The sequence below is a fragment of the Providencia sp. CIM-Carb-044 genome, from assembly GCF_033901115.1.
GTDB classification, from domain to species: domain Bacteria; phylum Pseudomonadota; class Gammaproteobacteria; order Enterobacterales; family Enterobacteriaceae; genus Providencia; species Providencia hangzhouensis.
On sequence record NZ_JAXADV010000015.1, the window covers coordinates 15,564 to 41,390 of the forward strand.

Sequence of the window (25,827 nt, forward strand, 5' to 3'; positions counted from 1 at the left end):
GATAATAGATTGATTAATTGAGGTTCAGTCACTTTATGGCTATCTACAGTATGATAGTAAGTAGTATAGCTATAAAGTGATAAAAGAAGCTAATATGGAAAATAAACAAAACATTGAAAATCAGATTCTTGAGCGGTTAAATCAACGGCCGGAAGTAAATTTATTTGTTCAAGAGGTCGTTCTTTTAATTTCACAAGCTATTGATAAATTAATGTTAAAAGTTTTTAGAAAGGATGATTATGCGGTAAAATATGCAGTTGAACCACTTTTAACTGGAAATGGGCCATTAGGAGAGTTATCGGTTCGTTTGAAACTTCTATTTGCATTAGGGGCGATTTCTCGTGAAACCTATGAAGATATAGAATTATTTCTTGCTTTGAATGAATCGTTATCAGCAGAAAATTTAAATATAAATTTTACAGATGATGAAATTTTAGGCAGTATTAAAATGCTTCATTGTATGGAACCTTTACCAGAAATGATGAGATTCAATCAACCAGAGGATCTTGTCGATAACCAATTAATTGAATTGCAAAAACACCGTTTTCAACAAATGATAAAATCATCGTTAGTATTATCTGTAACTGCTTTAATTACCCAAATTATAGAAACCGATGTATTTTAAAATTGTAAACTCAATTCTCTGATATTTTATTGTTTACTTATCAAAGTAAATATGTATGAAATAATGCTTTATTATCCGACTATCAATAGAATATAGAATGAATATTATTGTTGCACATGAAATCACCACTGAAGATAAAGAAGAACTACTTGCAGGGTTACGTAGTTTTAATATCCAATATTTGAATGCAGAACGTTTTAGTGAGTTAGGCGTTTATTTTAAAAATGACTCTGGTGTTATGCTTGGTGGATTACTGGCTTCTGTAAAGGCAAATTGGCTTTGTATCGATTTTTTATGGGTAAGTGAGGACGCCAGAAAAATGGGGTTAGGCAGTAAATTGATGTATACCGCTGAACGAGAAGCAATAAAATTAGGGTGTATTCATAGTTTAGTAGATACATTCAGTTTTCAAGCCTTACCCTTTTATGAAAAATTAGGATATGTAAAACAAATGTCCTTGCCTGATTTCCCAGAGACAGGCATGGAAAGGCATTATCTCACTAAAACTGAATTATCATAATCATATTTACTGCATTTAATCTGCTGTAAGTTGACATTGTTGTTATCATTTAAATTTATTTTGTGCGGCTAGCATTTGATACACGAAGAGAAGATATGAAAGTTTGTATTATAGGAACATCTGGAGTAGGTAAGACGACCTTATCTGCCAAGTTATCTGATGAATTTAACACGCCTGTGTATGGTTATGATGAGATTTATTGGGATAAAACTCAGCAGGAATATATCAAAAATCCTCAACCTATTATTAACGCCTTAGTTTCAGCGATAACGTCTAAAACGGAATGGATAGTTGAAGGTGCTTACGATAGGCGTTTAATACCATTTTTTAACGATTGTACGCTGATTATTCGCTTAATTATACCTTATCGTATTTGTGTCTTTAGAATTGTAAAACGATACCTTTCATCGAAATTTACAACAATGGGGCCTAAAGAAACGCTTTTTAATATGATTGAACTGCTACGCTTTGCAAAGCAATTTGATAAGAGACTTGATGATTTCTTTGCTAAAAATCCTTTATTTGCATCTAAAGTCATCATCATAGATAACTCCGAACAATGTATTGATACGATAAAAAAACATTTAGAGCAAATAAAATAAATAGAGTTGGTTTACTACCAAGCACCTGCCTTTATAACTAATCTTTGCGATAATTTTATTTAAGATGATTAAGTTTGGGTTACTACCAACCGAGGCTTATGCGAACACAGCGTTTGCGTCTATGGTACTTCTTATTTTCTTAATGTTTAGATATTGTTTGATTGCTGATCTGAACTTACAAACTTATATAGGTCTAAAACTTAATATAAGTGTAAATATGAGGTATGACATGAGGCTGTTTATAATAGTTTTTGCAGTAATGCTTTCCGCTTGTGCATCTTCTGGGCGTGAGTTAAGTAAAGAAAATCCTAAAGATGACCCTTACGTTGATAGCACATTAAACAGTATTAAAGCTGGTCAGAATATTCAAATAGAGCGGAAAATGCGACGAGGATATTAATCTAGCAATAGAATAATTAATAATAAATTAGGAAGTTTGCCTATGAAGTGCCTTCTACTAATCGTTGGGCAACTAATTACTGGGAGGCATTTCATCGTTATAAATTTTTCTTTTTGGCTATTTAGTATTTTAAAAGCCAAGACATAGGACCGTTGTTGACATATGAAGATACAAACCTTAGGTATCGGTTAATTCGTATGCTTTTTTTGTGTCTTGCTGTTTCGATTTGGCTTGTATTTCGCTTTATAGGGGGGATTGAGTATGAGTAGTAGACATGACTAGCTTGATGAGGTTTTTGTTTAGGTGGGAATAGCTGGGTTTAGCTTGCTGTGGTGTCCCCTGCAGGAATCGAACCTGCAACTAGCCCTTAGGAGGGGCTCGTTATATCCATTTAACTAAGGGGACTTTTGGAGTCATAATTATGACAGCGAAGGCATTTTACTGTTCAGGTCTAATTGAATCAAGTTGTTACGGGCAAATAATCTAATTTATCTTCCATAAATGTTTTTTTGACTATTTTTTACTCTAAAATAGGGTGATTATCATTTCCATAATTAAGGGAAGCGAGCATTTCTGCTTTGTACTAATTGTTCAATTTTCTTATAATAAGAATATGATTAAATGGCGTATAATTAATCCTTAAGGTAATTAAATAACTCAAAAGGATTAACATAATTCTTTTTTTAGCCTTACTATAAGCAAAACAGTTATTACAGTGGAAAGTACCGTAGTGGAACGGTGCAGGGAATGGAGAAATGTTATGAAGTTTCGCATGACGGGCGTTTTTCTGGCAGGGGTGCTAATTGCAGGTTGTGCAAGTAGCATTGACCCAGAAACACATGAGCGTTCAGACCCCTTAGAAGGGTTCAACCGAGCAATGTTTAATTTCAACTATAACGTCCTCGACCCTTATGTGTTAAGGCCAGTCGCTGTTGCTTGGAACGATTATGTCCCGATGCCTGCCCGTAATGGATTAACCAATTTTTTTGTTAACCTTGAAGAACCTGCAAGTATGTTGAATAGCTTTTTGCGGGGTGAAGTCACTCAAGGTTTCAAACATTTTAACCGCTTTTTCCTTAATACCGTCTTTGGCATGGGGGGACTCATTGATGTTGCATCAATGGCTAATCCTCAGCTAGTTAAAGAAGAACCTAAACGCTTTGGTAATACATTGGGTTATTACGATGTGGGCTATGGCCCCTATGTGGTACTGCCAGGATATGGTAGCGCAACACCGAGGGAACAAGGGGGGGACTTAGTTGATGATTTATATCCAATGCTAAGCTATCTCACATTCTGGATGTCAGCGGGTAAATGGGCACTGGAAGGAATTGAAACTCGAGCAAGGTTATTAGATTCAGATGGATTACTGAAAAACTCTTCAGACCCGTACTTAATGATGAGAGAAGCCTATTTCCAACGTAATGACTTTTTATCAAGTGGTGGTGCGTTAAAAGCAACAGAAAACCCAAATGCAGCAGCGATTGAAGACCAACTTGATTCGATAGATTAGTATATTGAATTGTTTTGGAAGGTTTATCACTCTCTTGTATACGAATGATACTAGAGAGTGATAAATAAAAAGCTAATCATTGTCTCGCTTTCCTCGTTGAGAGACGGTGTCAATTAAGGCTATTACCCCTAATACACCAATAAAACCGACAGTAAACAGTGTTCCCATAAAGCCTCCTAAGTTTTAGTCATTGTAGCCTCTTTTACATGCCTTTCGGCTTTAGCCAATAATAGAATATAGCGTGATTAATACAGTTTGATGAAAAAGCCATACATATTAGTGGATATCATCAGTATAAAATATGCTATTAGGTTGTACTTGCAAATAAGAACATTCAGAGAATGAATGGTAATCTAATGAAATATAAAGCGATTTATCTTAAAAATGCGATAGTGTGTATTTTATAAAGAAATGATGAGGTGAACTCATGTGCTTAACATTTAATTTACATATGATGCGGATTAGGGTCAAGAAAATTTATGTTAAGTTTTGAAAATTAGTGAGATGAGATAGTTGAAGTTGAAAATAGTATCAGGGAGTGAACTCCCTGATACTTAAAAATTCAATTAATTAGAATGTATAGTTGAAGTTTACGCCGTATAACCAAGCAGAACCTTCAGATTTGAAGCGAGTTGTTGTGCTTGGGTCACCTTCTTTTAACATTTCATTGATATTAACCTTCTTGCCATGCATATAAGCAATACCCACATCAACAGAAGTGTTTTCATTGAATGCGTAAGTTGAGCCCGCACTTAACCAGTAGCGATCTTGGTCAGGTATAGAAATTGAACGGTATTCTGCACGAACAGGCGTTTGGTCGTAGGCGATACCGGTACGGAATGTCCAGTTGTCGTCATAGAAATAAGTGGTACCCAAAGCTAAACGCCAAGCATCTTTGAAATGCTCAGGTTTATGGAATAGCTCTTTGCCATTACTTTTTTGATAAGCGGTTAACTCTTTAAATTCACTCCAGCCAGTATAGGCAACACTGTAGTGTAGAGCCCACTTAGGTGCAACTTTATGGTACCCGGAAAATTCCCAGATATCAGGTAAATTAAGGTCAAGTTTACCTTTAACACTGCCACCATTTAACCCACCAACCATGGCAGGAAGGTCGTTTGAAAATTTACCATCTTCAAATTTAACTTTAACTTTTGAGCGATACGTTAAGCTTAAACGGTTGTCTTGATTAAACTCATACAATATACCTGTATTCCAACCATAGCCCCAGTCATCACCTTTGAGTTTAGCGGCTGTTGTACTTGATGTGACGCCAAGCGCAGGAGGAAGTTGAGATGCCCCTATTCCCATATGACGTGTGATTTCGGCATCAGCATAGACTGCATTAACGCCTAAACCAAAGCTAAAATTGTCATTTAAACGATAGGCGCCGCTTAGATTTAAGTTAACCGTTTTTAAATCTGTTTTCCCACCAACAGGTCCACCTGCATAATCTTTAGGAAAATCGGTAGCTAAACCAAAGTTGGTGGTCATTGAGGTACCAACAGCCCACTTGTCATTAATTGGGAAAATGAAATGGGCATTGGGCACAACGGCACTTGGTGCTATATCATTGGCAGTAAAAGCACTGCTATCACGCCCTTTAATATCAACACTTGGGTCAATATAAACAGCACCAATAGAAAGAGAAGGGCGATCAAACAACATCATGGCAGCAGGGTTTCGGCTTCCCTCACTTGCGTTGTCGCCCATCGCACCAGCCCCCGAAAACGCGCGTCCCAGTGCGGATGTAGAATATTCATTAAGCAAAAAACCAGCCGCGCCTGCGTTGGATGATACAATTGCCACTGCTATTGCTAAAGCTGATCTAGAGAACAGGTTTTTCTGGTTCATGACCAAAACCCTCTTATGTTTTATTTTGAATAAAGCGACTTCTATCGCAAGAAGCGCAGAATTGTAGGGTCCCTTGCCGCTATGACAAATCAGACCAGTTACTAGAGTATAGGTCTGACCACCTGATATGTTGCAAGCTTGTTTTGCAGTTATTGTGACTTTGTTTTCAAAAATGCGACATATTTAACAAAATGGCAACATAAACTGACGAATTGGGAGCAATAAGTATACGAATACGGGGTAAGATCAAACTTATGTTTAATTATTAGCGATATATTTTGATGCACACTAGTTTTTAGCACTTTTTCAGCGTTATGATAGCAGCTTAACAGTTTGTTTATTTGGAGAGTAAGATGACTGATGCGATTAACCGTTGTAGCGCGGATGAAACCGCAGCCTGCTGCTGTGTAGATGTGGGAACAGTATTGGATAATAAAGACTGTACTGCTTCGTATCAGCATGTTTTTGCTACACAAGGTGAAGCAGAAACCATGTTGAAAACACTCACAGAGAAAGCAAAATCTGTTGAGTCAGACCCTTGTGTAATAACTCATTCTATCAAGTCTGTAGAGGGTGGAGTTGAGCTGACGGCTGAGTTTAGTTTTAGCTGTGAAGCTGAAAGCCTGATTTTTCAATTAGGCCTTCGTTAATCAAACGATTGAATTTACTCTAATTTGCCTTTTATCACTAAAACGATGGTGTGATTAACGTTCAGTGGTAAAAGGCTTCCTTTATCTTTTCACTTTCTTCTATTGCAAATCGCTGCGTTTTTACTCTAAGTTGCGTACCTGCTCGCATTTTTTATTAATACCCATTGATAATTGTGAATTTTATGTTAACAATCATTAGAGGTCAGACCTCTTTGTCCGCTTAGTGAGTTAGTTAACTATAATTTTCATTTTTGCTTTTAGCAGGAGCGACCATGAATCAATATCTCCACCATGGTGAAAATACAGATAAAACAAAAGAAAGGATCGCCATTGTCAGTGGTCTACGCTTGCCTTTTGCAAAGCAATCTACGGCATATGCAGGAATTCCAGCCGTCGATTTAGGTAAAGCAGTCGTTGCTGAATTATTAGCCCGCAGTGATTTAGACAAAAACCTTATTGAGCAACTGGTATTTGGGCAAGTAGTACAAATGCCTGAAGCGCCGAATATTGCGCGGGAAGTTGTTCTTGGAACAGGTATGAGTGTCTCAACAGATGCCTATAGTGTATCAAGAGCCTGTGCGACAAGTTTTCAAGCAATTGTTAACGTTGCTCAAAGTATGAGGGTAGGCGATATTTCTATCGGTATTGCTGGCGGGGCAGATTCATCTTCTGTGCTTCCTATTGGCGTATCAAAAAAATTGGCCGAGACGTTATTAGCATTAAGCAAAGCAAAGTCTGTTGGGCAAAAATTATCATTGTTAGCGAAATTACGTTTGAAGGATTTAGCGCCAGTTGCACCCGGTGTTGCGGAATATTCTACAGGGCTGCGTATGGGAGATACCGCGGAGCAAATGGCGAAAAGTTATCAAATTAGCCGAGCCCAGCAAGATGAGCTTGCTCATCGCTCGCATATGTTAGCGACAAAAGCGTGGGAAAATGGCGCTTTAAATGATGAAGTTATGACTGCCTATATGCCTCCTTTTAAGCAAGCCTTTTCCCAAGATAACAATGTGCGTACAAACTCAGTATTATCATCCTATGCGAAATTAAAACCCGCCTTTGACCGTAAGCACGGTAGTGTTACCGCTGCGAACAGCACACCGTTGACCGATGGTGCTGCTGCAGTATTGATGATGACCGAGTCCCGAGCAAAATCGCTGGGTTATACGCCGCTAGGCTATATTCGAAGTTATGCGTTTTCAGCGATAGACGTATGGGAAGATATGCTATTAGGGCCTTCTTATGCCACACCACTTGCATTAAAACGTGCAGGGCTATCGTTGCAAGACTTATCCCTGATTGATATGCATGAGGCCTTTGCTGCGCAAACGCTCGCTAATTTACAAATGTTTGGTAGCCGTAAATTCGCTCAGGAGAAACTGGGAATGGATAACGCAATTGGCGAAGTGGATATGGCTAAATTTAACGTCTTAGGCGGTTCTATCGCTTATGGGCACCCATTTGCGGCTACAGGCGCACGAATGGTGACTCAAACCCTAAATGAATTGCGCAGACGGGGTGGTGGTTTTGGTTTAACAACAGCTTGTGCTGCGGGTGGTTTAGGTGCAGCAATGATCTTAGAGGTGGAATAATGGCTCAAAATTCTGCTACAGAAGTTGCGAGAGAAACAATACAACAAGCTTTTAGCTTAGAAATTTATGGCGAAAACGTGGGGGTGATCTTCATTGATGTTCCCAATGAAAAAGTCAATACATTAAAAGCTGAGTTTGCGGAGCAATTCCTTGCGATTTTACAACAAGCGCAGTCTACCTCTGGTCTGAAAGGGTTAGTTATTACCTCAGGGAAAAAAGATAATTTTATTGCTGGTGCGGACATTAGCATGATCGCTGGCTGTGAAAATAAAGCCCAAGCCAGTGAGTTGTCAAAAGCAGGCCATGTATTATTTGATAAAATCGATAATTACCCCTTGCCTATTATTGCTGCGATACATGGTGCGTGTTTAGGGGGCGGGCTAGAGCTTGCCTTAGCATGTCATGCACGAGTTTGTTCAAATGATAATAAAACGAAATTAGGCTTACCCGAAGTACAATTGGGGTTGTTACCCGGTTCCGGAGGAACTCAGCGTTTGCCTAGGTTGATCGGCATTCCACATGCATTGGATTTAATGCTGACAGGTCGTCAGTTAAAAGCCAAACAGGCGCTGAAATTAGGATTGGTTGATGATGTGGTTCCTGAGTCTATTTTACTCGACGTTGCAGTTAAAATGGTGAAAAAAGGGGGCGTTCAGCGTCCTGCTATTCATTGGCAACAGCGCCTATTAAGTAGCAAATTACTTCGCAATAAAGTGTTCGATAGTGCCAAACAAAAAGCACTCAGCAAAACCAAAGGCCATTACCCCGCCCCTGAAAAAATTATTCATGTTGTGAAAACAGGAATGAATAAAGGGTTGCAAGCCGGTTATGCAGAAGAAGCGAAAGCCTTTGGTGAGCTTGTGATGACACCAGAGTCTGCTGCATTACGTAATTTATTTTTTGCGGTTACTGCGTTAAAAAATGAAACGGGTGCACAAGCAACACCCTTGAAGATTAATCAAGTTGGTGTGCTTGGTGGCGGGTTGATGGGGGGCGGAATTGCTTATGTCACGGCTTTTCAAGGTAAATTACCCGTTCGTATTAAAGATATTTCAGACAAAGGTGTTACCCAAGCCTTGCGCTATAGCTGGGATCTGCTGACTCAGCGAGTTATCAAGCGGCGGTTATTAGCTCGAGAGCGTGCAGCCGTTATGGCTAGAGTATCAGGCACATTAAGTTATCAAGGTCTTGAAAACGCTAATGTTATTATTGAGGCGGTATTTGAAGATTTAGCACTAAAACAAAAAATGGTTGCTGAAGTTGAAAAGATGTCGAAACAACAAGCCATTTTTGCTTCTAATACATCATCTTTACCTATTCACCAAATTGCACAGAATGCGACCCATCCTGAAAAAGTTATTGGCTTACACTATTTTAGTCCAGTGGATAAAATGCCGTTGGTTGAAGTCATCCCTCATCAACACACCGATGAAACAACGATTGCAACTGTTGTTGCTTTGGCAAAACGCCAAGGCAAAACAGCGATTGTTGTAGGGGATGATGCAGGTTTCTATGTAAATCGTATTTTAGCGCCATTCTTATGTGAAGCCGCCCAATGCCTTGTTGAAGGTGAATCAATAGAGCATATTGACCGTGCTTTAGTTGAATTTGGCTTCCCTGTCGGGCCTTTTAATCTATTAGACGAAGTCGGTATTGATGTAGGGACTAAAATTTTACCGATTTTAGTTGAGCGTTTTGGTGAGCGTTTTAAAGCCCCTGATTTACTCGATAAAGTCGTTAAAGATGACCGAAAAGGGAAGAAAAACGGCAAAGGTTTTTATGAATATGGTCATCACACAAATAAGTTGTGGTTTTGGAAAAAAGCCAATAAACGTCAAGTCGATAAAACCATTTATTCACTGATTGGTGTAGTTCCCAACAATACACTGACTAAAGCGGATATTGCACAGCGGTGCGTTATGATGATGCTTAACGAAGCTGCCCGTTGTCTTGATGAAAATATCATTAAAAGTGCGCGTGATGGGGATGTGGGGGCGGTATTTGGTATCGGTTTCCCGCCTTTCTTTGGTGGCCCATTCAGGTATATGGATAGCTTGGGGATTGCAAAAACCGTGGAAACCCTGAATAACCTCGCTGTGAAATATGGTGATAAATTCGAGCCTTGTGAATTGCTATGTAATATGGCAGAAAATAATCAAACCTTTTTTTCTGCAAATGCAGAAGATGAGGTTAACGCAACAAAACTAAGTAACGAACAATAATGGCATAGCAGGGTAGACTATTAGCCGATGGTTGTTTGATTCAATAAAACTAGTCAAGGCCTGATGCCAAATATATTCTTGGTTATCAGGCTTTTTTAAGTAAAGTTCGCATGATTAGAATAAATAATTATATTATCTTTAACTGATTGATAATAAATAGCAAGCTTTAGCCCACAACATAGCCAGCTAAAGAAACATACATAAAAATCTACCCAAATCATTTTCTTTGTTGGTCATTTCATGCAGAATCACATTTCACCCCAACTGATGGTTACTTTTACAACAATTATCTTAACAACAAAAGAATAACCACCTTAATAAGGTAGGTTACTCAGATGGTGGATTATGCAAGTTTACATTATGCGTCACGGTGATGCAGCGATACAAGCGCCTAGCGATGCTGAGCGCCCATTGACTCAAAAGGGAAAAGACGACTCAGTATTAATGGCTCAATGGTTACAGAACCAAGGTATTAAGATTGATTCGGTGTTAGTAAGCCCTTATTTAAGAGCCGAACAAACTAGGCAGGTTGTGAGTCAATACCTTGATTTGCCAGCAAAGTCGGAAATTTTAGGGCAATTAACACCTGGAGGGAATGCTGAATTTGTGGCTGATCATATTCGAGACCTTGCTGTGCTAGGTGCAAATGCGATATTAGTTGTATCTCATTTACCGCTGGTTGGTTATTTAGTATCGGAGCTGTGCCCACATAAAGAACCACCTATGTTCACCACATCAACAGTTGCATGCGTAGATATTGATGTGGCTCATCAGAAAAGTCATTTCGAATGGATGTTGAGCCCATCACAATTGCTGTTTGCTAAATAATACAGAACAGTATGAGCGCTTAACGGCGAGCGCTCTCTGCAGTTTCAATAAGTAGTAATAAGGCAGCATTACCACCCCATTCTTTAGGTGCTTGGTGAAAAGCAATAATATCAGGATGTTGGGCAAGCCATAGTGGTGTTTGCTGCTTTAAAACATGCTTGCCATGGCCGTGCATAATACAGGCACAATAGACATTTTCACGCTTACAGGCCGCAATAAGCGCGCCAATTTCTTGTTTTGCTTCCATTTGTGTTAAGCCATGTAAATCTAAAAATAGCTCGGGAACGTAGTCACCCCGACGAAGTTTCTTTAATTCATAAGGGTTGGCTTCTGGCCTTAAATAACGTGTAGGCCCTTCATTTTCAAGTTGAGGCTGGAATTCATCTGAAAAATAAAAAGAGGCGTCAACCTGTTCTTGCATGACTTTTTTATTTGATGCTTGTGTCACTTTGGCACGTACAGGTGCGTGCAGGACTTGGTCCTGACGGATTTTTTTTGCTCCATTAATGGCTTCTTTGAAAAGACGAATATCTTCATCTTCTAGACCAAATTTTTTTTTCATAATTTTAGTAATGTATTTTTGTGATTAATTTTTCTGGTTGCTAGTGTAACTCATTTTTAATGAATGGTGATAATCGTAGATTGTTCGCGCTAAGTAACATATTTATAACCTTTTTACAGGTAAGCATTGACAAAAGGGGACTTGCTAGTCTAATTGTATATACATATCTATACTATTTATTAATACAATGATTAAAACTGAATTCAATAACAATGAATTCAATAACAATAGGAAAAACGATGGTATTCAAAACACACTCACAAGATATCGTTTGGCGTAATGGCCGTATTGCCACTATGGACCCAGAACTATCGGTCCCTTATGGACTTGTTGAACACCATGATTTAGTTGTCCGTGATAATAAAATAGTTGCAATTGTTCCTTCTCGGGAAGTTGAATTAAATGACTGCCAGGTTATTGATGTCAAAGGTAAATTAATAACGCCCGGATTAATTGATTGCCATACACATTTAGTTTTTGGCGGTGACCGTGCTTCTGAATGGGAACAGAGAATGAATGGGGTTTCTTATGAAACCATTAGTTCTCAAGGTGGTGGAATTAATTCTACTGTGCGTGAAACTCGCAAGATGAGCGAGAACGAATTGTTTGAACGAGCTAAACCAAGGCTCGAAGCATTAATTCGAGAAGGCGTGACAAGTATTGAAATGAAATCAGGTTATGGGCTTGACTATGAAAATGAAGAAAAACAATTACAAGTCGCGAAACAGTTATCTGCACAATATCCTATTTCAGTCAGTTCAACCCTGCTTTCCGCTCACACTGTCCCCGTTGAATATAAAGATAGACCTGATGAATACATTGATTTGATTTGCCAAAAAATCATGCCTGAATTATGGGAAAAAGGCCTGTTTGAGGCGGTAGATGTTTTCTGTGAAAGTGTGGGGTTTTCCCTTTATCAAAGTGAAAAATTATTTTCAGCGGCTCAGAAATTAGGGATCCCAGTGAAAGGGCATGTGGAGCAGTTATCAAACTTAGGTGGGAGCGAGTTGGTTGCTCGTTACAAAGGTTTGTCAGTTGACCATATTGAATATCTAGACCTAGAAGGGATTAAAGCACTTAAAGCGAGTGGAACGGTTGCAGTTTTATTACCGGGAGCATTTTATTTTTTACGGGAAACCAAGTTACCGCCAATTGAGCTGTTGCGGGAACACAATGTTCCTATGGCAGTTTCAACGGATTTTAACCCGGGCACCAGTCCTTTTGCCTCATTACGTATTATTATGAATATGGCGGCCGTCCTATTTAAGCTGACACCGGAGGAGATATGGGCAGGCGTGACACGTAACGCTGCAAAGGCGTTAGGCCGTGAAAATAGCCATGGGCAATTGAAAACGGGCTTTGTTGCTGATTTTGTTGTGTGGAATGCGCAAGAGCCTGTCGAAATGATTTATGAACAAGGGAGTAATCCATTGTTCATTAGAGTGCATGAAGGCAAAATTACCCATCGAAACGGGTGATATATGTGACCCGCAGTTCTAGCTACGAAAATAACAATAATTAATAGTGGTAAATGATGTTGTTTGCCGCAATTTACCCTAAATATTTTCTGTTTTTTGTTTGTTTTTATTAAAATTACATCGTTTAATTATGTGAATGCTTAATAATTAAGCATGATGTTTTTATTCGCGACTGTCAGGATAAAAAATGTCCGATAGCACTAAGGTCGTGTTGTATGCTATCCAATGAATAGCATATTAATACTTAAGATTTTAATCATTAAATTGGAAATGACTGTGACAGCCGATAAAAAGGATAAACAGGGGGCACCGCTCCCACTCTATTTGCAAGTAAAACAATCGATAATTGAAAAGATCCATACGGCAGAGTGGAAGGCAAATGACCGTATTCCATCTGAGTCTGAGCTCGTGACACAGTTTCAATGTAGCCGGATGACCGCTAACCGAGCACTACGTGAATTAACGGCTGAAGGGTTATTGGTTCGTTTGCAAGGTGTGGGAACGTTTGTGGCTGAGCCAAAGGGGCAATCTGCACTATTTGAAATACACAGTATTGAAGCCGAAATACTGGCAAGAAACCATAAATACAGTTGCAGGATCATTAAGCTCGAAGAAATACAAGCGTCTCCAGCGCTCGCAAATGAATTAAATATCAGCCCAGATAGCGCCGTGTTTCATTCTATTATTGTACATTTAGAAAATGATGTCCCTGTACAAATTGAAGACAGATATGTCAATGCCTTAGCAGCACCTGACTATTTAAAGCAAAATTTTTCATCGATTACACCGCATGATTATTTGTCTCAAGTCGCTCCTTTAACACAAGGGGAGCATATTGTTGAGGCCGTAGAGGCAGATGAGCGCTCAGCGAGGTTATTGCAAATTACCACAGGCGCATCTTGTTTGTTAATTACAAGGCGTACTTGGTCCCAGTCTTTCACGGTGACAAGTACCAAACTATTGTTTCCTGGTCACCGCTATAAGCTTAAAGGTAGTTTCACGTCATAAGTTATTTCTCCACGTAAAAGTATGGGCGGAATGATATACAACATATTTTCCGCTTATCGTATCGAGTGATTTCCTTTCATACCCATTTCGTGTGAATTTATTGTGAATTAAATGTGATCCAACAAGCATATTTAGAATAAAAAACACACACAGAAATATCAGGTTAATTTTATATCCAATTGTTTTATTTGAATAAAAATATTTTTATATCATATTTTTTTAATCTTTATGTTAAAAGATTGATTGATCGTACATGTATATACAACTATATCTATAAGAACAATAAAAGGTAGCTAATGGACAGATAAAAGAGGGTATACAAGTGACAGCACTGAATAATAAATATCGAAATATCGAAATTAGGGCGCCGCGGGGAAACACATTAAATGCCAAAAGTTGGCTGACAGAAGCCCCATTACGCATGTTAATGAATAACCTTGATCCTGATGTTGCAGAAAATCCTCATGAATTAGTGGTCTATGGCGGTATCGGGCGTGCAGCACGTAATTGGCAATGCTATGACCAAATTGTTGAGTCCTTAAAACAACTCGAGAGTGATGAAACACTGCTGGTTCAGTCAGGTAAGCCCGTCGGTGTTTTCAAAACCCATGCAAATGCTCCACGTGTTTTAATTGCTAACTCAAATATAGTGCCACATTGGGCAAACTGGGAGCATTTCAATGAGTTGGATGCGAAAGGCCTCGCCATGTACGGGCAAATGACGGCAGGTAGCTGGATTTATATCGGTAGCCAAGGCATTGTTCAAGGAACGTATGAAACCTTTGTGGAAGCCGCTCGTCAGCACTTTAATGGTGATTTAACCGGGCGTTGGGTATTGACTGCAGGTTTGGGTGGAATGGGGGGAGCGCAACCTCTTGCTGCAACATTGGCTGGTGCATGCTCATTGAATATTGAGTGCCAGCAAAGCCGTATTGATTTCCGTTTAAGAACTCACTATGTGGATGAACAAGCGGTCGACCTTGATGATGCATTAGCGCGTCTTAAAAAATATACATCGGAAGGAAAAGCCATTTCTATTGCACTGTGTGCCAATGCCGCTGAAATTCTTCCTGAGCTTGTCAAACGTGGTGTAAAACCGGATATGGTGACCGATCAGACAAGTGCTCATGACCCGCTAAATGGTTATTTGCCAATTGGGATGAGCTGGGAAGAGTACCGTGAGCGCAGTGTCCAAGAGCCCCAAGCCACCGCGTTGGCAGCGAAAAAATCTATGGCTGAACATGTTAAAGCCATGTTAGCGTTCAAACAACAAGGCATTCCTACGTTTGATTATGGGAACAATATTCGCCAAATGGCGTTGGAAATGGGCGTAGAGAATGCGTTTGATTTCCCAGGTTTTGTGCCTGCTTATATTCGTCCGCTATTTTGCCGCGGTGTTGGCCCATTCCGCTGGGTCGCGTTATCAGGGGATCCTGAAGATATCTATAAAACCGATGCGAAAGTGAAAGAGCTGCTACCGGATGATAAGCATTTACATCGCTGGTTGGATATGGCTCGTGAACGTATTAGCTTCCAAGGCTTGCCAGCACGTATTTGTTGGGTAGGGCTTGGGGATCGCGCTAAATTAGGTTTAGCATTCAATGAGATGGTAAGAAGCGGTGAGGTTTCGGCCCCGATTGTTATTGGGCGTGACCATCTGGATTCAGGTTCAGTGGCCAGCCCAAACCGTGAAACAGAATCCATGAAAGATGGCTCTGATGCCGTTTCAGACTGGCCGTTACTCAATGCGTTATTAAATACAGCCAGTGGTGCGACGTGGGTGTCTTTACATCACGGAGGTGGTGTAGGTATGGGCTTCTCTCAGCACTCTGGGGTAGTGATTGTGTGTGATGGAACGGATGAAGCAGCAGAGCGTATTGCCCGAGTGTTGCACAATGACCCGGCAACCGGTGTCATGCGCCATGCTGATGCTGGCTATGATATTGCTATCGCTTGTGCGCAGGAAAAAAATCTTAATTTACCAATGATTAAAACACGTTAAGGAGTGCCATGATGACTAAGTTAACCATTCACCCAGGAAAAATGACACTCGAAGACCTCCGCATTGTTTTCCAACAAGCAGTAACAGTGGTATTGGATAAACGCGCTCACACGGCTATTGAGAAAAGTGTGGCGACGGTCAATAAAATTATTGAAGAAGATAGAACCGCTTACGGTATCAATACAGGTTTTGGTTTGCTTGCCAATACCCGCATTGCAACTAAAGATTTGCAATCACTACAACGCTCTATTGTGATGTCTCACGCTGCGGGTGTTGGCGAGCCGTTAGATGACGACCTCGTGCGTTTAATCATGGTGCTCAAAATTAATAGTTTAGCTCGTGGTTTCTCGGGTATTCGTCTTGAAGTCATTAATGCCTTGATTGCATTAGTGAATGCGCAAGTTTATCCATTTATTCCTGCGAAGGGTTCTGTGGGAGCTTCTGGCGACTTAGCGCCATTAGCACATATGAGTCTAATTCTGTTAGGAGAAGGGAAAGCACGCTATGAAGGCAAATGGATTTCAGCGAAAAAAGCGTTAGAAAAAGCAGGGTTAGCGCCACTAAAATTGGAAGCTAAAGAAGGTTTAGCCCTATTAAACGGCACGCAAACCTCCACGGCTTTTGCGTTGAAAGGGTTATTTGAAGCAGAAAAATTGCTGTTATCTGGCATTGTTTGTGGTGCGCTTAGTGTTGAAGCCACACTGGGCTCTCGTAAACCGTTCGATGCACGCGTGCAAGAGGTTCGAGGGCAAAAAGGGCAAATTGATGTTGCGGCGATGTTCCGTGATGTTTTATCACCGACCAGTGAGTTGGCGAAGTCCCATGAGAACTGCGTGAAAGTGCAAGACCCTTATTCACTACGTTGTCAACCACAAGTGATGGGGGCTTGTTTAACCCAAATTCGCCAAGCCGCTGAAGTGATTTTAATTGAATCAAATGCCGTGTCGGATAACCCGCTAGTCTTTACCGATAATGGCGATATTATTTCAGGTGGTAACTTCCATGCAGAGCCTGTTGCTATGGCAGCCGATAATATTGCGCTTGCGTTAGCGGAAATCGGTGCGTTATCTGAACGCCGTATTGCATTATTGATGGATACCCACATGTCACAGTTGCCTCCTTTCTTAGTGAATAATGGGGGGGTTAACTCAGGTTTTATGATAGCTCAAGTCACCGCGGCTGCATTAGCCAGTGAAAACAAAGCATTAGCCCATCCTTCGAGTGTTGATAGTCTGCCGACATCAGCCAACCAAGAAGACCATGTCTCGATGGCGCCTGCCGCGGGTCGTCGTTTATGGGAAATGGCAAAGAATGTCACGGGTATTTTAGCCATTGAATGGCTTTCAGCGTGTCAGGGAATGGATTTCCGCGAAGGTTTGAAATCGAGTGAAACCTTGGAGAAAGCACGTAAAACATTATGTGACCAAGTGGCTTACTATGATAAAGACCGTTATTTTGCCCCTGATATTGAAGCGGCAATTAATTTAATTAACCAATATAAACTGTCCGCGCTTTTTAAGGACGGCACTGTTTTCCCTAACTAGTCTATCAAGCAAATAAAAGGTGGCCGGCAATGTACTGGCCGCCTGAAGTATTTATCTGCACGACAATAAAATAATACGAAGGATAAATCATGCAAAGCACATCACAACTTGCGCGAGGGCTTTCTGCGCGCCACATTCGATTTATGGCTTTAGGTTCTGCGATTGGTACAGGTTTGTTTTATGGTTCAGCGAAAGCAATAGAAACCGCTGGTCCTGCGGTATTACTCGCCTATATTATCGGCGGTGCCGCAGTGTTTATGGTAATGAGAGCGTTGGGTGAAATGGCGGTCCATCGGCCACTTGCGGGATCGTTCTCACAGTACGCCAGCCATTATTTAGGGCCGAGAGCCGGTTTTTTTGCGGGTTGGACCTATGTTTTTGAAATGCTTATTGTTTGCTTGGCGGACGTGACAGCATTTGGTGTTTATATGAAACTGTGGTTTCCGGAGGTTGCGCAGTGGATCTGGGTGTTGAGCATTATTTTCTTTATTGGTGCAATAAACCTATGCCACGTGAAAACTTTCGGCGAAATGGAGTTTTGGCTTTCAATCATTAAAGTTATTGCGATTATTGCAATGATTGTTGGTGGTGCAGCTATTATGATGTTTGGTTTTGGCCAAGCGGCAGACCATGCGGTTGGGGTATCAAACTTATTTATTCACGATGGGTTTATGCCAAATGGTATTGGTGGGGTGATTGCTTCCTTTGCAGTGGTGATGTTTGCGTTTGGGGGAATTGAAGTTATTGGTATTACTGCGAGTGAAGCGAAAAACCCGGAAACCACTATCCCAAGAGCGATTAATGCCGTGCCAATTCGCATCTTACTGTTTTATGTCCTGACCTTATTTGTCTTAATGTGCATTTATCCGTGGAACCAAATTGGGCAGCAAGGTAGCCCATTTGTGCAAATTTTCGACAGTTTAGGTATTCAATCTGCAGCGAATATCTTAAATATTGTGGTGATCACGGCGGCAATTTCGGCGATTAACAGTGATATATTTGGTGCTGGGCGTATGATGTATGGCATGGCACATGAAGGGCAAGCGCCAAAAGCCTTTACCAAGCTGACAAAAAATGGTGTGCCTTGGATGACGGTATTAGTCATGGTTGCGGTGCTGTTAGTCGGAGTGGTATTGAATTATGTCATTCCTGATGATGTGTTTGTAGTGATTGCGTCAATTGCAACATTTGCCACCATTTGGGTATGGTTGATGATTTTACTGTCACAGTTTGCAATGCGTAAAAAAATGTCACCAGAAGAAATTAGCCAATTAAAATTCCCTGTGCCTATGTGGCCTGTCGCACCTATTCTAGCCATCGCATTTATGGTATTTGTTTTTGGTGTACTGGGGTATTTTGAATCAACACGAATTGCACTCTATGTCGGAATTGTTTGGTTAGTATTACTGGCTATCGCCTATGCACTTTGGGTCAAAAAACCTACGAAAGAGGCGGAAGTCGTGCTGCAAAACGAAAGCTAATATTGTTACTTTCTTACTGAGCTTGTTATTTTTCTCACGCCCTTTAGCTAAAATAAAGGGCGTTTTTACATCACCGCATTCATTAATAAGCGCGATAACCAGACTTTTTGGGCAAATTTTATTATATTAATCTGCTGATTTGTCTTTCACTTCGTGGCAAACTTTAACTATTCATATATTCCCTTTCAAAATACAGGCTGGAGAACCCCTTCTTGGAAAAGATTTTCGTTGATGAAGCCGTTGCAGAACTTCATACCATTCAAGATATTTTGCGTTGGACGATGAGCCGCTTTAATGCGGCTAATGTGTACTATGGCCACGGTACAGATAACCCATGGGATGAGGCGCTACAACTGGTGTTACCAACACTTTACTTGCCTCTAGACCTGCCCGATGAGCTGTTAACATCCCGCTTAACGCCAACAGAGCGTCACCGTATTATTGAGCGTGTTTTACGCCGCATCAATGAGCGTATTCCAGTTGCATACCTGACAAATCGTTCATGGTTCTGTGGTCATGAATTTTATGTCGATGAACGTGTGCTTATCCCTCGCTCGCCAATTGGTGAGTTAATCAATAACCACTTTGTTGGCTTAGTGGCAGATGAACCACAAACCATTCTTGATTTATGTACCGGAAGTGGTTGTATTGCGATTGCTTGTGCTTATGAGTTCCCTGATGCAGAAGTCGATGCGGTTGATATTTCAAGTGATGTGCTGGCGGTGGCTGAACAAAATATTGCCAATCATGGTTTAGAACACCGTGTGATACCGATTCGTTCTGACTTATTCCGTGATATGCCAGAGGTTAAATATGACCTGATCGTGACGAATCCACCGTATGTTGATGCGGAAGATATGGACGATTTACCAGAAGAGTTTCGTGTCGAGCCTGAATTAGCACTGGCTGCTGGAAGTGATGGTTTGAAACTGGTACGCCGTATTTTAGCGAATGCCCCGCGTTTTCTGACGGAAGAAGGGGTGTTAGTGTGCGAAGTGGGTAACAGTATGGTTCATTTAATTGAACAATACCCTGAAATTCCATTTATTTGGCTGGACTTCGAATACGGCGGTGATGGTGTGTTTATGTTAACACGTGAACAACTTGTTGAGCACCACGCACATTTTGAGCTTTATATCGATTAATCAACAGTTGCGTGATGTTCCAAGATCATGTAATCAATAATAACGACACAACGATATAATAACTAACAACCAAAATTCTTGGTAAAACAAGAATGGCTTAGAATAGGAAACTCCGATGGCAGGAAATTCAATTGGGCAGCTGTTTCGTGTGACCACATTTGGGGAATCACACGGGGTTGCATTAGGTTGCATCGTCGATGGGGTTCCCCCAGGCTTAGCACTAACAGAAGCAGATTTACAAAAAGATTTAGACCGTCGCCGTCCAGGAACATCACGTTATACGACTGCGCGTCGTGAACCCGACCAAGTAAAGATTTTATCGGGTGTATTTAATGGGGTAACAACCGGAACCAGCATCGGTTTATTGATTGAAAATACTGACCAGCGTTCGCAAGATTATGGTGCAATCAAAGACGTGTTTAGGCCTGGCCATGCGGATTACACTTACGAACAAAAATACGGCCAGCGTGATTACCGTGGTGGTGGCCGCTCATCAGCACGTGAAACGGCAATGCGTGTTGCGGCAGGCGCGATTGCGAAAAAATATTTACAAGAAAAGCTCGGTGTGCAAATCCATGGCTGCTTAACGCAAATGGGCTCCGTCGCTTGTGAAATTAAAGACTGGTCAATTGTCGAAGAAAACCCATTTTTCTGTCCAGATCCAAGCAAATTAGAGGCTCTTGACGAATTATTGCGCGGTTTAAAGAAAGAGGGTGATTCGATTGGCGCTAAAATTACTGTCATTGCAGAGCATGTGCCTGCAGGCTTAGGTGAGCCCGTATTTGACCGATTAGATGCCGATCTCGCTCATGCATTAATGAGTATTAATGCAGTGAAAGGGGTGGAAATTGGTGATGGCTTCGGTGTTATTGCGCTTAAAGGCAGCGAAAACCGTGATGAAATTACACGAAATGGTTTCACATCAAACCATGCAGGCGGTATTTTAGGCGGTATTAGCAGTAGTCAGCCTATCATTGCACATATTGCGTTAAAGCCGACATCCAGTATTACCGTTTCAGGTAAAACATTAAACCGTGATGGCGAGGAAGTGGAAATGATCACCAAAGGGCGTCATGACCCTTGTGTAGGCATTCGCGCGGTACCGATTGCGGAAGCAATGATGGCGATTGTTCTAATGGACCACTATTTACGTCATCGTGGCCAGTGTGCGGATGTAACGCCAGCAATGGAACCTTTTGAGTAATCGGTTTTACTGTGTTTTATGTAGTGACAACAGAGCGGCCTATAAGGTCGCTTTGTTGATGATGAAGGTTCGGATGAAGCCTCCTAAAAATACCTCATCTAGGTTGTGATATCACCAAACCTGACTGGCGATATATTCACATCAACATCATGATATTTCTTCTCTTTGGATAGTAAAATGGATTGGCTAACTGCCGTTGCACCTGAAGTTTATGCTTTACTCTTCTTTGTTGCGCTGTTTGCAGGGTTTATTGACTCCATCGCGGGTGGTGGTGGGTTATTAACGATCCCAGCCCTGTTATCTGTGGGGATAACACCTGTTGAAGCTTTAGCAACCAATAAGTTGCAAGCGGTTGGCGGTTCGTTTTCTTCAACGCTCTATTTTGTTAGGCGCAAAGCCATAGATTTACGAGCACAACTGTTTCCGTTCATTATGACCATGATTGGTGCCATGCTGGGTGCGATTGTCATTCAAATGATTGATACCGCGTTCTTAAAACAGCTATTACCCATCTTGGTGATTTGTGTCGGCTTATACTTTTTATTGACGCCATCAATTGGTGTACAAGACCGCCAACAGCGTATCAGTATGCCTTTCTTCGGGGTGGCAATTGGGATGACGCTGGGTTTTTATGATGGTGCCTTTGGTCCCGGAACCGGTTCATTTTTGGCATTGGGTTATGTTTTGTTGCTTGGTTATAATCTTGCCAAAGCCACCGCGCATGCGAAGTTACTTAATTTTGCCTCTAATTTTGGCTCTTTAGTGTTCTTTATTATCGGGGGTCATGTTCTTTGGGCCTTAGGTTTTGTTATGCTAATCGGCCAAATGGTTGGCGCTCGTTTAGGTGCGCGTTTGGTCTTAACCAAAGGACAAAAACTGATCAGGCCGATGATCGTGGTGATTTCGTTACTGATGAGTATTAAATTACTCCATGATAGCCATGGTGACGTGATTAAAGCTTGGTTTCTCTCATTATTTTAAGATGATTTAAATTATTCATGAGTACACATAATTATCAGGATCTAATCAATATCTTTGATGAATGTTTTGGTGTGACATATAACACCAGGCTGGTAAAAGGGGATGATGAACCCATTTATTTACCCGCAGATGAGGCTGTGCCTTATCACCGTATCGTCTTTGCACACGGCTTTTTCACCAGTGCGCTGCATGAAATCTCACATTGGTGTATTGCTGGGGAAGCAAGACGTCAGCAAGTCGATTACGGTTATTGGTATTGCCCAGATGGGCGAGATGAAAAAACACAGTGTGAGTTTGAAGTGGTGGAAATCAAGCCCCAAGCGTTGGACTGGCTGTTTTGTGTTGCCGTTGGCATTCCATTTAATGTCAGTTGTGACAACTTAGAGGGGGATTTTGAGCCTGATCGTATTGCGTTTATGCGCAAAGTTCATGCACAAGTCATGCTTTATTTAGAAAATGGCATCCCTGAACGGCCATTACGCTTTATTAATGCGTTACAATTGTTTTACAATACGCCACCTCTTTGTGCAGAAGCTTTTCCTTATCCGGAAGATATTTTTGCCTAATGAACACACATTTAAGTAAGGATTAAGCATGCTTGCGGATTTAGAAACACGCATACTAACGAAAATTGATGATATGGTTGAACACGCGAGCGATGATGAACTCTTCGCTGGCGGCTATTTGCGTGGTCACTTAACCCTTGCTGTGGCTGAACTGGAAGAAGAAAACGAAACCAGTTCTGAAGCATTATATCAACGTGTCGAAGTCAGTATTCAAAATGCCATCAAAGCTGGCGAATTGACACCACCAGACCAAGTATTGGTTTTAGATATGTGGAAAAACTTATTAAATAACGCCATTTAATTTGTTGAGTTCTGTATGAAAAGCGGGGAAACCCGCTTTTTTGTTAGCTAAATTTTGTTGCGAGTAAAAATTATGGCGAATATTCGTTTAGCAACCCCCCTTGATGCCAAATATCTTCCTCCGGTGGAAGCCTCCGCAGGACAGGCATTTACGAGTATCGAAAAATATAAATGGCTTGCTGAAGGTGATGGGCAAACGGAGCAAGACCACCTCGATTTTATTTCTGAGCAATTAGAGTGGGTGGCAGTGAATGATTGTGATGAACCAATTGGTTTTATCAATGCTGAAGATCATCATACTAGCCTGCATATTTGTGAGGTTTCTGTTTGCCAGCCATGGCAAGGACGCGGGCTGGGTAAAAAGCTGATTAAGCAGGTACTTGGTGCTGCTTTGGCACGGAATATCACGGTAGTGACATTGACCACTTGCCGCGATGTGCCTTGGAATGCACCTTATTACCAACGCTTGGGTTTTAAAATTCTTGAAGATAATGAGCTAACCACCGAACTACAGGCTATTTTACAGTCTGAGGTCGATGCAGGGTTTGCTGCTGAAGACCGTTGTGCAATGGCTATCTCATTAACTTAATGCATTAATAAGGGAGTTTAATAGGGCGACCTAATAATAATTTCCTTACCCAAAAACGGTTTGGGTTGAGTTCTGCAAGAGTTTCATCGTCGAGGGGGAGGACTTCCCCAAAAATTTGCGCCGCAAGCAATTCTGCGCAAAGTGGTGCGGTTGATAACCCTCTTGACCCTAATGCACCAAAAATAAATAAATTTGGGTGCACTGGAGCGAGTGCAATAGGCTGTTCTTTGGCAATTTGAGTGGGCAAATTGTGATAGAGTGCCACATGTTGTTCGAAATCAGGCACATTGCCTAATAACGGAAAATGGTCGCGAATAACACAACGAATACCTTGGCGTGAACGTTGCTGAGAAATATCGATATCCTTAGGCCAAGTTACATCGGGTAGGTTATCAACCAGCTTTTGGCGGTTCCCTTGCTGTTCCTCTTCACTATAATCGAAATCAAGACGTTCACGTTGGTAGCTAGCTCCTAAGCAATGTTGTGTACCCGTGGCATCGGCAGGGGTTAAATAGCCTTCAAAGCACAGAACATTTTTCAGTTGTTGTAGGGTGTGATTGGTTGGAATATGGCTGACTTGCCCTCGCACAGGCGAAATAGGTAAATTAACGGTTTGAGCAAATTGGCGCAGCTTGTGCCCATTAGCAATAATGACAGTTGAGTGAACACGTGTTAGCTGTTTGTGTTGTGCGGTTTCAATTAATAACTGCCAATCTTGTTCTGTTTGTTTTAATTCAACGACATTATGTTCAAAACAGAAGGTAATACCCAGCTGTTGTAAATATTGTTGTAAACTCTCACAAAGCTGGGCAGGGCATAGCCATCCTCCAGACGCATAATGAATGCCATCATGGTTGACATCAACGCCGCAAATATCACTCAGTTGCTGACGACTTTTACCAATAGCAAAATCAGTCGGCCATTCGGTTCCTAGCATTCCCGCTATCTTGCGAGCCACTTTGTCGTTATAGGCTAATTGGCTCACGCCACACCATTGCCCTTCAAACGCGAGCCCTTGCTTCGCTAATTGATGGTAAAAACGAGAAGCAAAAGGGAAAGCGCTGACAAAAAAACGTTCGAGTGGGTCGTTATTGCCGGTGAGTAAGGGGTAAATAGCCCCTTGGCGATTGCCCGAAGCATTCTGTGCAACTTGTGCATCTTGGCAGTATAAGGTGACTTTAGCACCGCGGTTATGAAGGGCGTAGGCCGCTGTTAAACTGGCAAGCCCACCACCAATGATAGCGACATCAGTTGGGTTATCTGCGCTTTTTCTGGCAAACCAAGGCGTTGGGATATCAATTTCTTTTTCAGCTAAGACCCCAGTTAACATTTCTCGTTTGTTACCAAAGCCTTTGACTTTTTTAAGGGTAAAGCCAGCTTGTTGAAGGCCTCGTTTAACGGAACCTGCCACGGTAAATGTTGCAAAAGTTCCATTGATGCGGGCGAATTTTGCCATATTAGTGAACAGTTGTTCACTCCACATTTCGGGATTTTTTGAGGGAGCGAAACCATCTAAAAACCAAGCATCTATCTTATTGTTTAAATTGTTTTTTAGTAAAGATATTTGCTCATTTACATCACCAAACCATAAATCTAATATCACGCTACCATTTTCTAACATGATCCGCTGGTTACCCGGTAAGGCTTGTGGCCAATTTTTACAAAGGGATTGTGAGAAGCTGCTCAGTTCAGGCCAACATTGGTGGGCTGTCATTAAGTCAGATTGTGTTAATGGGTATTTTTCAAAACTAATAAAATGTAATTGTTGCAATTTTGCGTTTGGATTTTCTGCTTTAAATTGTTTAAAAGATTGCCATAATGCTAAAAAATTCAACCCAGTACCAAAGCCAGTTTCGGCAATCACACAGGTTGTGAAAGGGTGTGTCGCGAAGCGATCAGGAAAATGATTTCCTTGCAAAAACACATGACGAGCCTCTTCTAAGCCATCTTGGTTAGAAAAATAGATATCTGCAAACTGTTCAGACATGGGTGTGCCTTCGTCATTCCAACTTAGGCGTGCGGTTTGTACAGCGTTCTTTTTCACAATAAGCCTACATTCTTTATTTAATACCTAAATTTTACCGCTGATATGGGTGTAAGGCTACCGTCATAAAAAAGTCTTATTGGCGTCATAAAGAAAAAAATACAAATATTTACCCTG

23 protein-coding genes and 1 tRNA gene are annotated in these 25,827 nt (G+C 41.1%); 20 read left to right on the plus strand and 4 right to left on the minus strand.

The features are described from left to right. Nucleotides 1–94: 94 nt before the first annotated feature. The 4 genes from SJ312_RS20100 to SJ312_RS20115 all read left to right on the plus strand — a co-directional run bounded on the left by SJ312_RS20100 (nucleotide 95) and on the right by SJ312_RS20115 (nucleotide 2,147). Entirely contained in the window at nucleotides 95–625 is a 531-nt protein-coding gene (locus SJ312_RS20100) for an MltR family transcriptional regulator (protein ID WP_036958979.1), read from the plus strand. Between the two features lie 97 nt (nucleotides 626–722). Further along, the gene (locus tag SJ312_RS20105) at nucleotides 723–1,145 is read left to right on the plus strand and encodes a GNAT family N-acetyltransferase (protein ID WP_004264848.1); all 423 of its coding nucleotides are present in this window, start codon (nucleotides 723–725) and stop codon (nucleotides 1,143–1,145) included. A 95-nt stretch (nucleotides 1,146–1,240) separates the two neighbouring features. Next, nucleotides 1,241–1,747 carry an AAA family ATPase gene (locus SJ312_RS20110; protein ID WP_319868270.1) on the plus strand — a complete coding sequence of 169 codons (507 nt, stop codon included), beginning with the start codon at nucleotides 1,241–1,243 and terminating at the stop codon, nucleotides 1,745–1,747. A gap of 229 nt (nucleotides 1,748–1,976) precedes the next feature. Next, a complete protein-coding gene (locus tag SJ312_RS20115) occupies nucleotides 1,977–2,147 on the plus strand; it encodes a hypothetical protein (protein ID WP_153673958.1) in 171 nt (56 codons plus the stop codon). A 330-nt stretch (nucleotides 2,148–2,477) separates the two neighbouring features. On the opposite strand, the gene SJ312_RS20120 is transcribed toward SJ312_RS20115, so the two are convergent. After that, nucleotides 2,478–2,552 (minus strand) — tRNA-Arg (locus SJ312_RS20120). 355 nt (nucleotides 2,553–2,907) lie between these two features. On the opposite strand from SJ312_RS20120, the gene mlaA reads away from it, so the two are divergent. Next, nucleotides 2,908–3,660 (plus strand): phospholipid-binding lipoprotein MlaA, encoded by a 753-nt coding sequence (mlaA, locus tag SJ312_RS20125; protein WP_004912414.1) that lies wholly within the window; start codon nucleotides 2,908–2,910, stop codon nucleotides 3,658–3,660. A 570-nt stretch (nucleotides 3,661–4,230) separates the two neighbouring features. Here the strand turns inward: mlaA and fadL are convergent. Next, nucleotides 4,231–5,514: a long-chain fatty acid transporter FadL gene (gene fadL / locus SJ312_RS20130; protein ID WP_110591940.1), complete on the minus strand. Its 1,284-nt coding sequence runs from the start codon at nucleotides 5,512–5,514 to the stop codon at nucleotides 4,231–4,233. A gap of 353 nt (nucleotides 5,515–5,867) precedes the next feature. On the opposite strand from fadL, the gene SJ312_RS20135 reads away from it, so the two are divergent. From SJ312_RS20135 to sixA, 4 genes are all read left to right on the plus strand, one after another. Further along, nucleotides 5,868–6,164: a YfcZ/YiiS family protein gene (locus tag SJ312_RS20135; protein WP_004257173.1), complete on the plus strand. Its 297-nt coding sequence runs from the start codon at nucleotides 5,868–5,870 to the stop codon at nucleotides 6,162–6,164. Nucleotides 6,165–6,436: 272 nt separating this feature from the next. After that, nucleotides 6,437–7,756 (plus strand): acetyl-CoA C-acyltransferase FadI, encoded by a 1,320-nt coding sequence (gene fadI, locus SJ312_RS20140; protein ID WP_187710412.1) that lies wholly within the window; start codon nucleotides 6,437–6,439, stop codon nucleotides 7,754–7,756. Then, nucleotides 7,756–9,978, plus strand: coding sequence for a fatty acid oxidation complex subunit alpha FadJ (gene fadJ, locus SJ312_RS20145; RefSeq protein ID WP_165880363.1), 2,223 nt, complete (start codon nucleotides 7,756–7,758; stop codon nucleotides 9,976–9,978). Before fadI ends, fadJ begins: the two co-directional genes overlap by 1 nt. A gap of 345 nt (nucleotides 9,979–10,323) precedes the next feature. Beyond that, complete coding sequence (gene sixA, locus SJ312_RS20150) at nucleotides 10,324–10,806, plus strand: phosphohistidine phosphatase SixA (RefSeq protein WP_004257190.1); 483 nt, start codon at nucleotides 10,324–10,326, stop codon at nucleotides 10,804–10,806. Between the two features lie 19 nt (nucleotides 10,807–10,825). On the opposite strand, the gene smrB is transcribed toward sixA, so the two are convergent. Beyond that, nucleotides 10,826–11,368, minus strand: a complete 543-nt coding sequence (gene smrB, locus SJ312_RS20155; protein ID WP_004257192.1) for an endonuclease SmrB — start codon at nucleotides 11,366–11,368, stop codon at nucleotides 10,826–10,828. Between the two features lie 239 nt (nucleotides 11,369–11,607). On the opposite strand from smrB, the gene hutI reads away from it, so the two are divergent. The 11 genes from hutI (at nucleotide 11,608) to SJ312_RS20210 (ending at nucleotide 23,666) form a co-directional block, all read left to right on the plus strand. Next, on the plus strand, nucleotides 11,608–12,846 hold the full coding sequence (gene hutI / locus SJ312_RS20160) for an imidazolonepropionase (RefSeq protein ID WP_094962703.1): 1,239 nt from the start codon (nucleotides 11,608–11,610) through the stop codon (nucleotides 12,844–12,846). 270 nt (nucleotides 12,847–13,116) lie between these two features. Beyond that, entirely contained in the window at nucleotides 13,117–13,854 is a 738-nt protein-coding gene (hutC, locus tag SJ312_RS20165) for a histidine utilization repressor (protein ID WP_036957971.1), read from the plus strand. A gap of 322 nt (nucleotides 13,855–14,176) precedes the next feature. After that, nucleotides 14,177–15,856, plus strand: coding sequence for a urocanate hydratase (hutU, locus tag SJ312_RS20170; RefSeq protein ID WP_004257198.1), 1,680 nt, complete (start codon nucleotides 14,177–14,179; stop codon nucleotides 15,854–15,856). A gap of 11 nt (nucleotides 15,857–15,867) precedes the next feature. Continuing rightward, complete coding sequence (gene hutH / locus SJ312_RS20175; protein WP_319868275.1) at nucleotides 15,868–17,400, plus strand: histidine ammonia-lyase; 1,533 nt, start codon at nucleotides 15,868–15,870, stop codon at nucleotides 17,398–17,400. A gap of 89 nt (nucleotides 17,401–17,489) precedes the next feature. Continuing rightward, complete coding sequence (locus SJ312_RS20180; RefSeq protein ID WP_036957973.1) at nucleotides 17,490–18,881, plus strand: amino acid permease; 1,392 nt, start codon at nucleotides 17,490–17,492, stop codon at nucleotides 18,879–18,881. A 212-nt stretch (nucleotides 18,882–19,093) separates the two neighbouring features. Further along, nucleotides 19,094–20,026, plus strand: a complete 933-nt coding sequence (gene prmB, locus SJ312_RS20185) for a 50S ribosomal protein L3 N(5)-glutamine methyltransferase (protein ID WP_004257202.1) — start codon at nucleotides 19,094–19,096, stop codon at nucleotides 20,024–20,026. A 115-nt stretch (nucleotides 20,027–20,141) separates the two neighbouring features. Then, the gene (gene aroC / locus SJ312_RS20190) at nucleotides 20,142–21,230 is read left to right on the plus strand and encodes a chorismate synthase (RefSeq protein ID WP_004257206.1); all 1,089 of its coding nucleotides are present in this window, start codon (nucleotides 20,142–20,144) and stop codon (nucleotides 21,228–21,230) included. 177 nt (nucleotides 21,231–21,407) lie between these two features. After that, the gene (locus SJ312_RS20195; protein ID WP_004257209.1) at nucleotides 21,408–22,211 is read left to right on the plus strand and encodes a TSUP family transporter; all 804 of its coding nucleotides are present in this window, start codon (nucleotides 21,408–21,410) and stop codon (nucleotides 22,209–22,211) included. Nucleotides 22,212–22,228: 17 nt separating this feature from the next. Further along, on the plus strand, nucleotides 22,229–22,777 hold the full coding sequence (locus SJ312_RS20200; protein ID WP_109911530.1) for an elongation factor P hydroxylase: 549 nt from the start codon (nucleotides 22,229–22,231) through the stop codon (nucleotides 22,775–22,777). A gap of 28 nt (nucleotides 22,778–22,805) precedes the next feature. Beyond that, nucleotides 22,806–23,078, plus strand: coding sequence for a YfcL family protein (locus SJ312_RS20205; protein WP_004257217.1), 273 nt, complete (start codon nucleotides 22,806–22,808; stop codon nucleotides 23,076–23,078). Nucleotides 23,079–23,150: 72 nt separating this feature from the next. Further along, complete coding sequence (locus SJ312_RS20210) at nucleotides 23,151–23,666, plus strand: GNAT family N-acetyltransferase (RefSeq protein WP_319868277.1); 516 nt, start codon at nucleotides 23,151–23,153, stop codon at nucleotides 23,664–23,666. 4 nt (nucleotides 23,667–23,670) lie between these two features. Here the strand turns inward: SJ312_RS20210 and mnmC are convergent, their stop codons facing one another. Further along, nucleotides 23,671–25,710, minus strand: coding sequence for a bifunctional tRNA (5-methylaminomethyl-2-thiouridine)(34)-methyltransferase MnmD/FAD-dependent 5-carboxymethylaminomethyl-2-thiouridine(34) oxidoreductase MnmC (gene mnmC / locus SJ312_RS20215; RefSeq protein WP_319868278.1), 2,040 nt, complete (start codon nucleotides 25,708–25,710; stop codon nucleotides 23,671–23,673). Nucleotides 25,711–25,827 lie beyond the last annotated feature (117 nt).

Coding starts and splice junctions, on each gene's coding strand:
- SJ312_RS20100 (WP_036958979.1), top strand. CDS start 95: ATGGAAAATAAACAAAACATTGAAAATCAGATTCTTGAGCGGTTAAAT.
- SJ312_RS20105 (WP_004264848.1), top strand. CDS start 723: ATGAATATTATTGTTGCACATGAAATCACCACTGAAGATAAAGAAGAA.
- SJ312_RS20110 (WP_319868270.1), top strand. CDS start 1,241: ATGAAAGTTTGTATTATAGGAACATCTGGAGTAGGTAAGACGACCTTA.
- SJ312_RS20115 (WP_153673958.1), top strand. CDS start 1,977: ATGAGGCTGTTTATAATAGTTTTTGCAGTAATGCTTTCCGCTTGTGCA.
- mlaA (WP_004912414.1), top strand. CDS start 2,908: ATGAAGTTTCGCATGACGGGCGTTTTTCTGGCAGGGGTGCTAATTGCA.
- fadL (WP_110591940.1), bottom strand. CDS start 5,514: ATGAACCAGAAAAACCTGTTCTCTAGATCAGCTTTAGCAATAGCAGTG.
- SJ312_RS20135 (WP_004257173.1), top strand. CDS start 5,868: ATGACTGATGCGATTAACCGTTGTAGCGCGGATGAAACCGCAGCCTGC.
- fadI (WP_187710412.1), top strand. CDS start 6,437: ATGAATCAATATCTCCACCATGGTGAAAATACAGATAAAACAAAAGAA.
- fadJ (WP_165880363.1), top strand. CDS start 7,756: ATGGCTCAAAATTCTGCTACAGAAGTTGCGAGAGAAACAATACAACAA.
- sixA (WP_004257190.1), top strand. CDS start 10,324: ATGCAAGTTTACATTATGCGTCACGGTGATGCAGCGATACAAGCGCCT.
- smrB (WP_004257192.1), bottom strand. CDS start 11,368: ATGAAAAAAAAATTTGGTCTAGAAGATGAAGATATTCGTCTTTTCAAA.
- hutI (WP_094962703.1), top strand. CDS start 11,608: ATGGTATTCAAAACACACTCACAAGATATCGTTTGGCGTAATGGCCGT.
- hutC (WP_036957971.1), top strand. CDS start 13,117: ATGACTGTGACAGCCGATAAAAAGGATAAACAGGGGGCACCGCTCCCA.
- hutH (WP_319868275.1), top strand. CDS start 15,868: ATGACTAAGTTAACCATTCACCCAGGAAAAATGACACTCGAAGACCTC.
- SJ312_RS20180 (WP_036957973.1), top strand. CDS start 17,490: ATGCAAAGCACATCACAACTTGCGCGAGGGCTTTCTGCGCGCCACATT.
- aroC (WP_004257206.1), top strand. CDS start 20,142: ATGGCAGGAAATTCAATTGGGCAGCTGTTTCGTGTGACCACATTTGGG.
- SJ312_RS20195 (WP_004257209.1), top strand. CDS start 21,408: ATGGATTGGCTAACTGCCGTTGCACCTGAAGTTTATGCTTTACTCTTC.
- SJ312_RS20200 (WP_109911530.1), top strand. CDS start 22,229: ATGAGTACACATAATTATCAGGATCTAATCAATATCTTTGATGAATGT.
- SJ312_RS20205 (WP_004257217.1), top strand. CDS start 22,806: ATGCTTGCGGATTTAGAAACACGCATACTAACGAAAATTGATGATATG.
- SJ312_RS20210 (WP_319868277.1), top strand. CDS start 23,151: ATGGCGAATATTCGTTTAGCAACCCCCCTTGATGCCAAATATCTTCCT.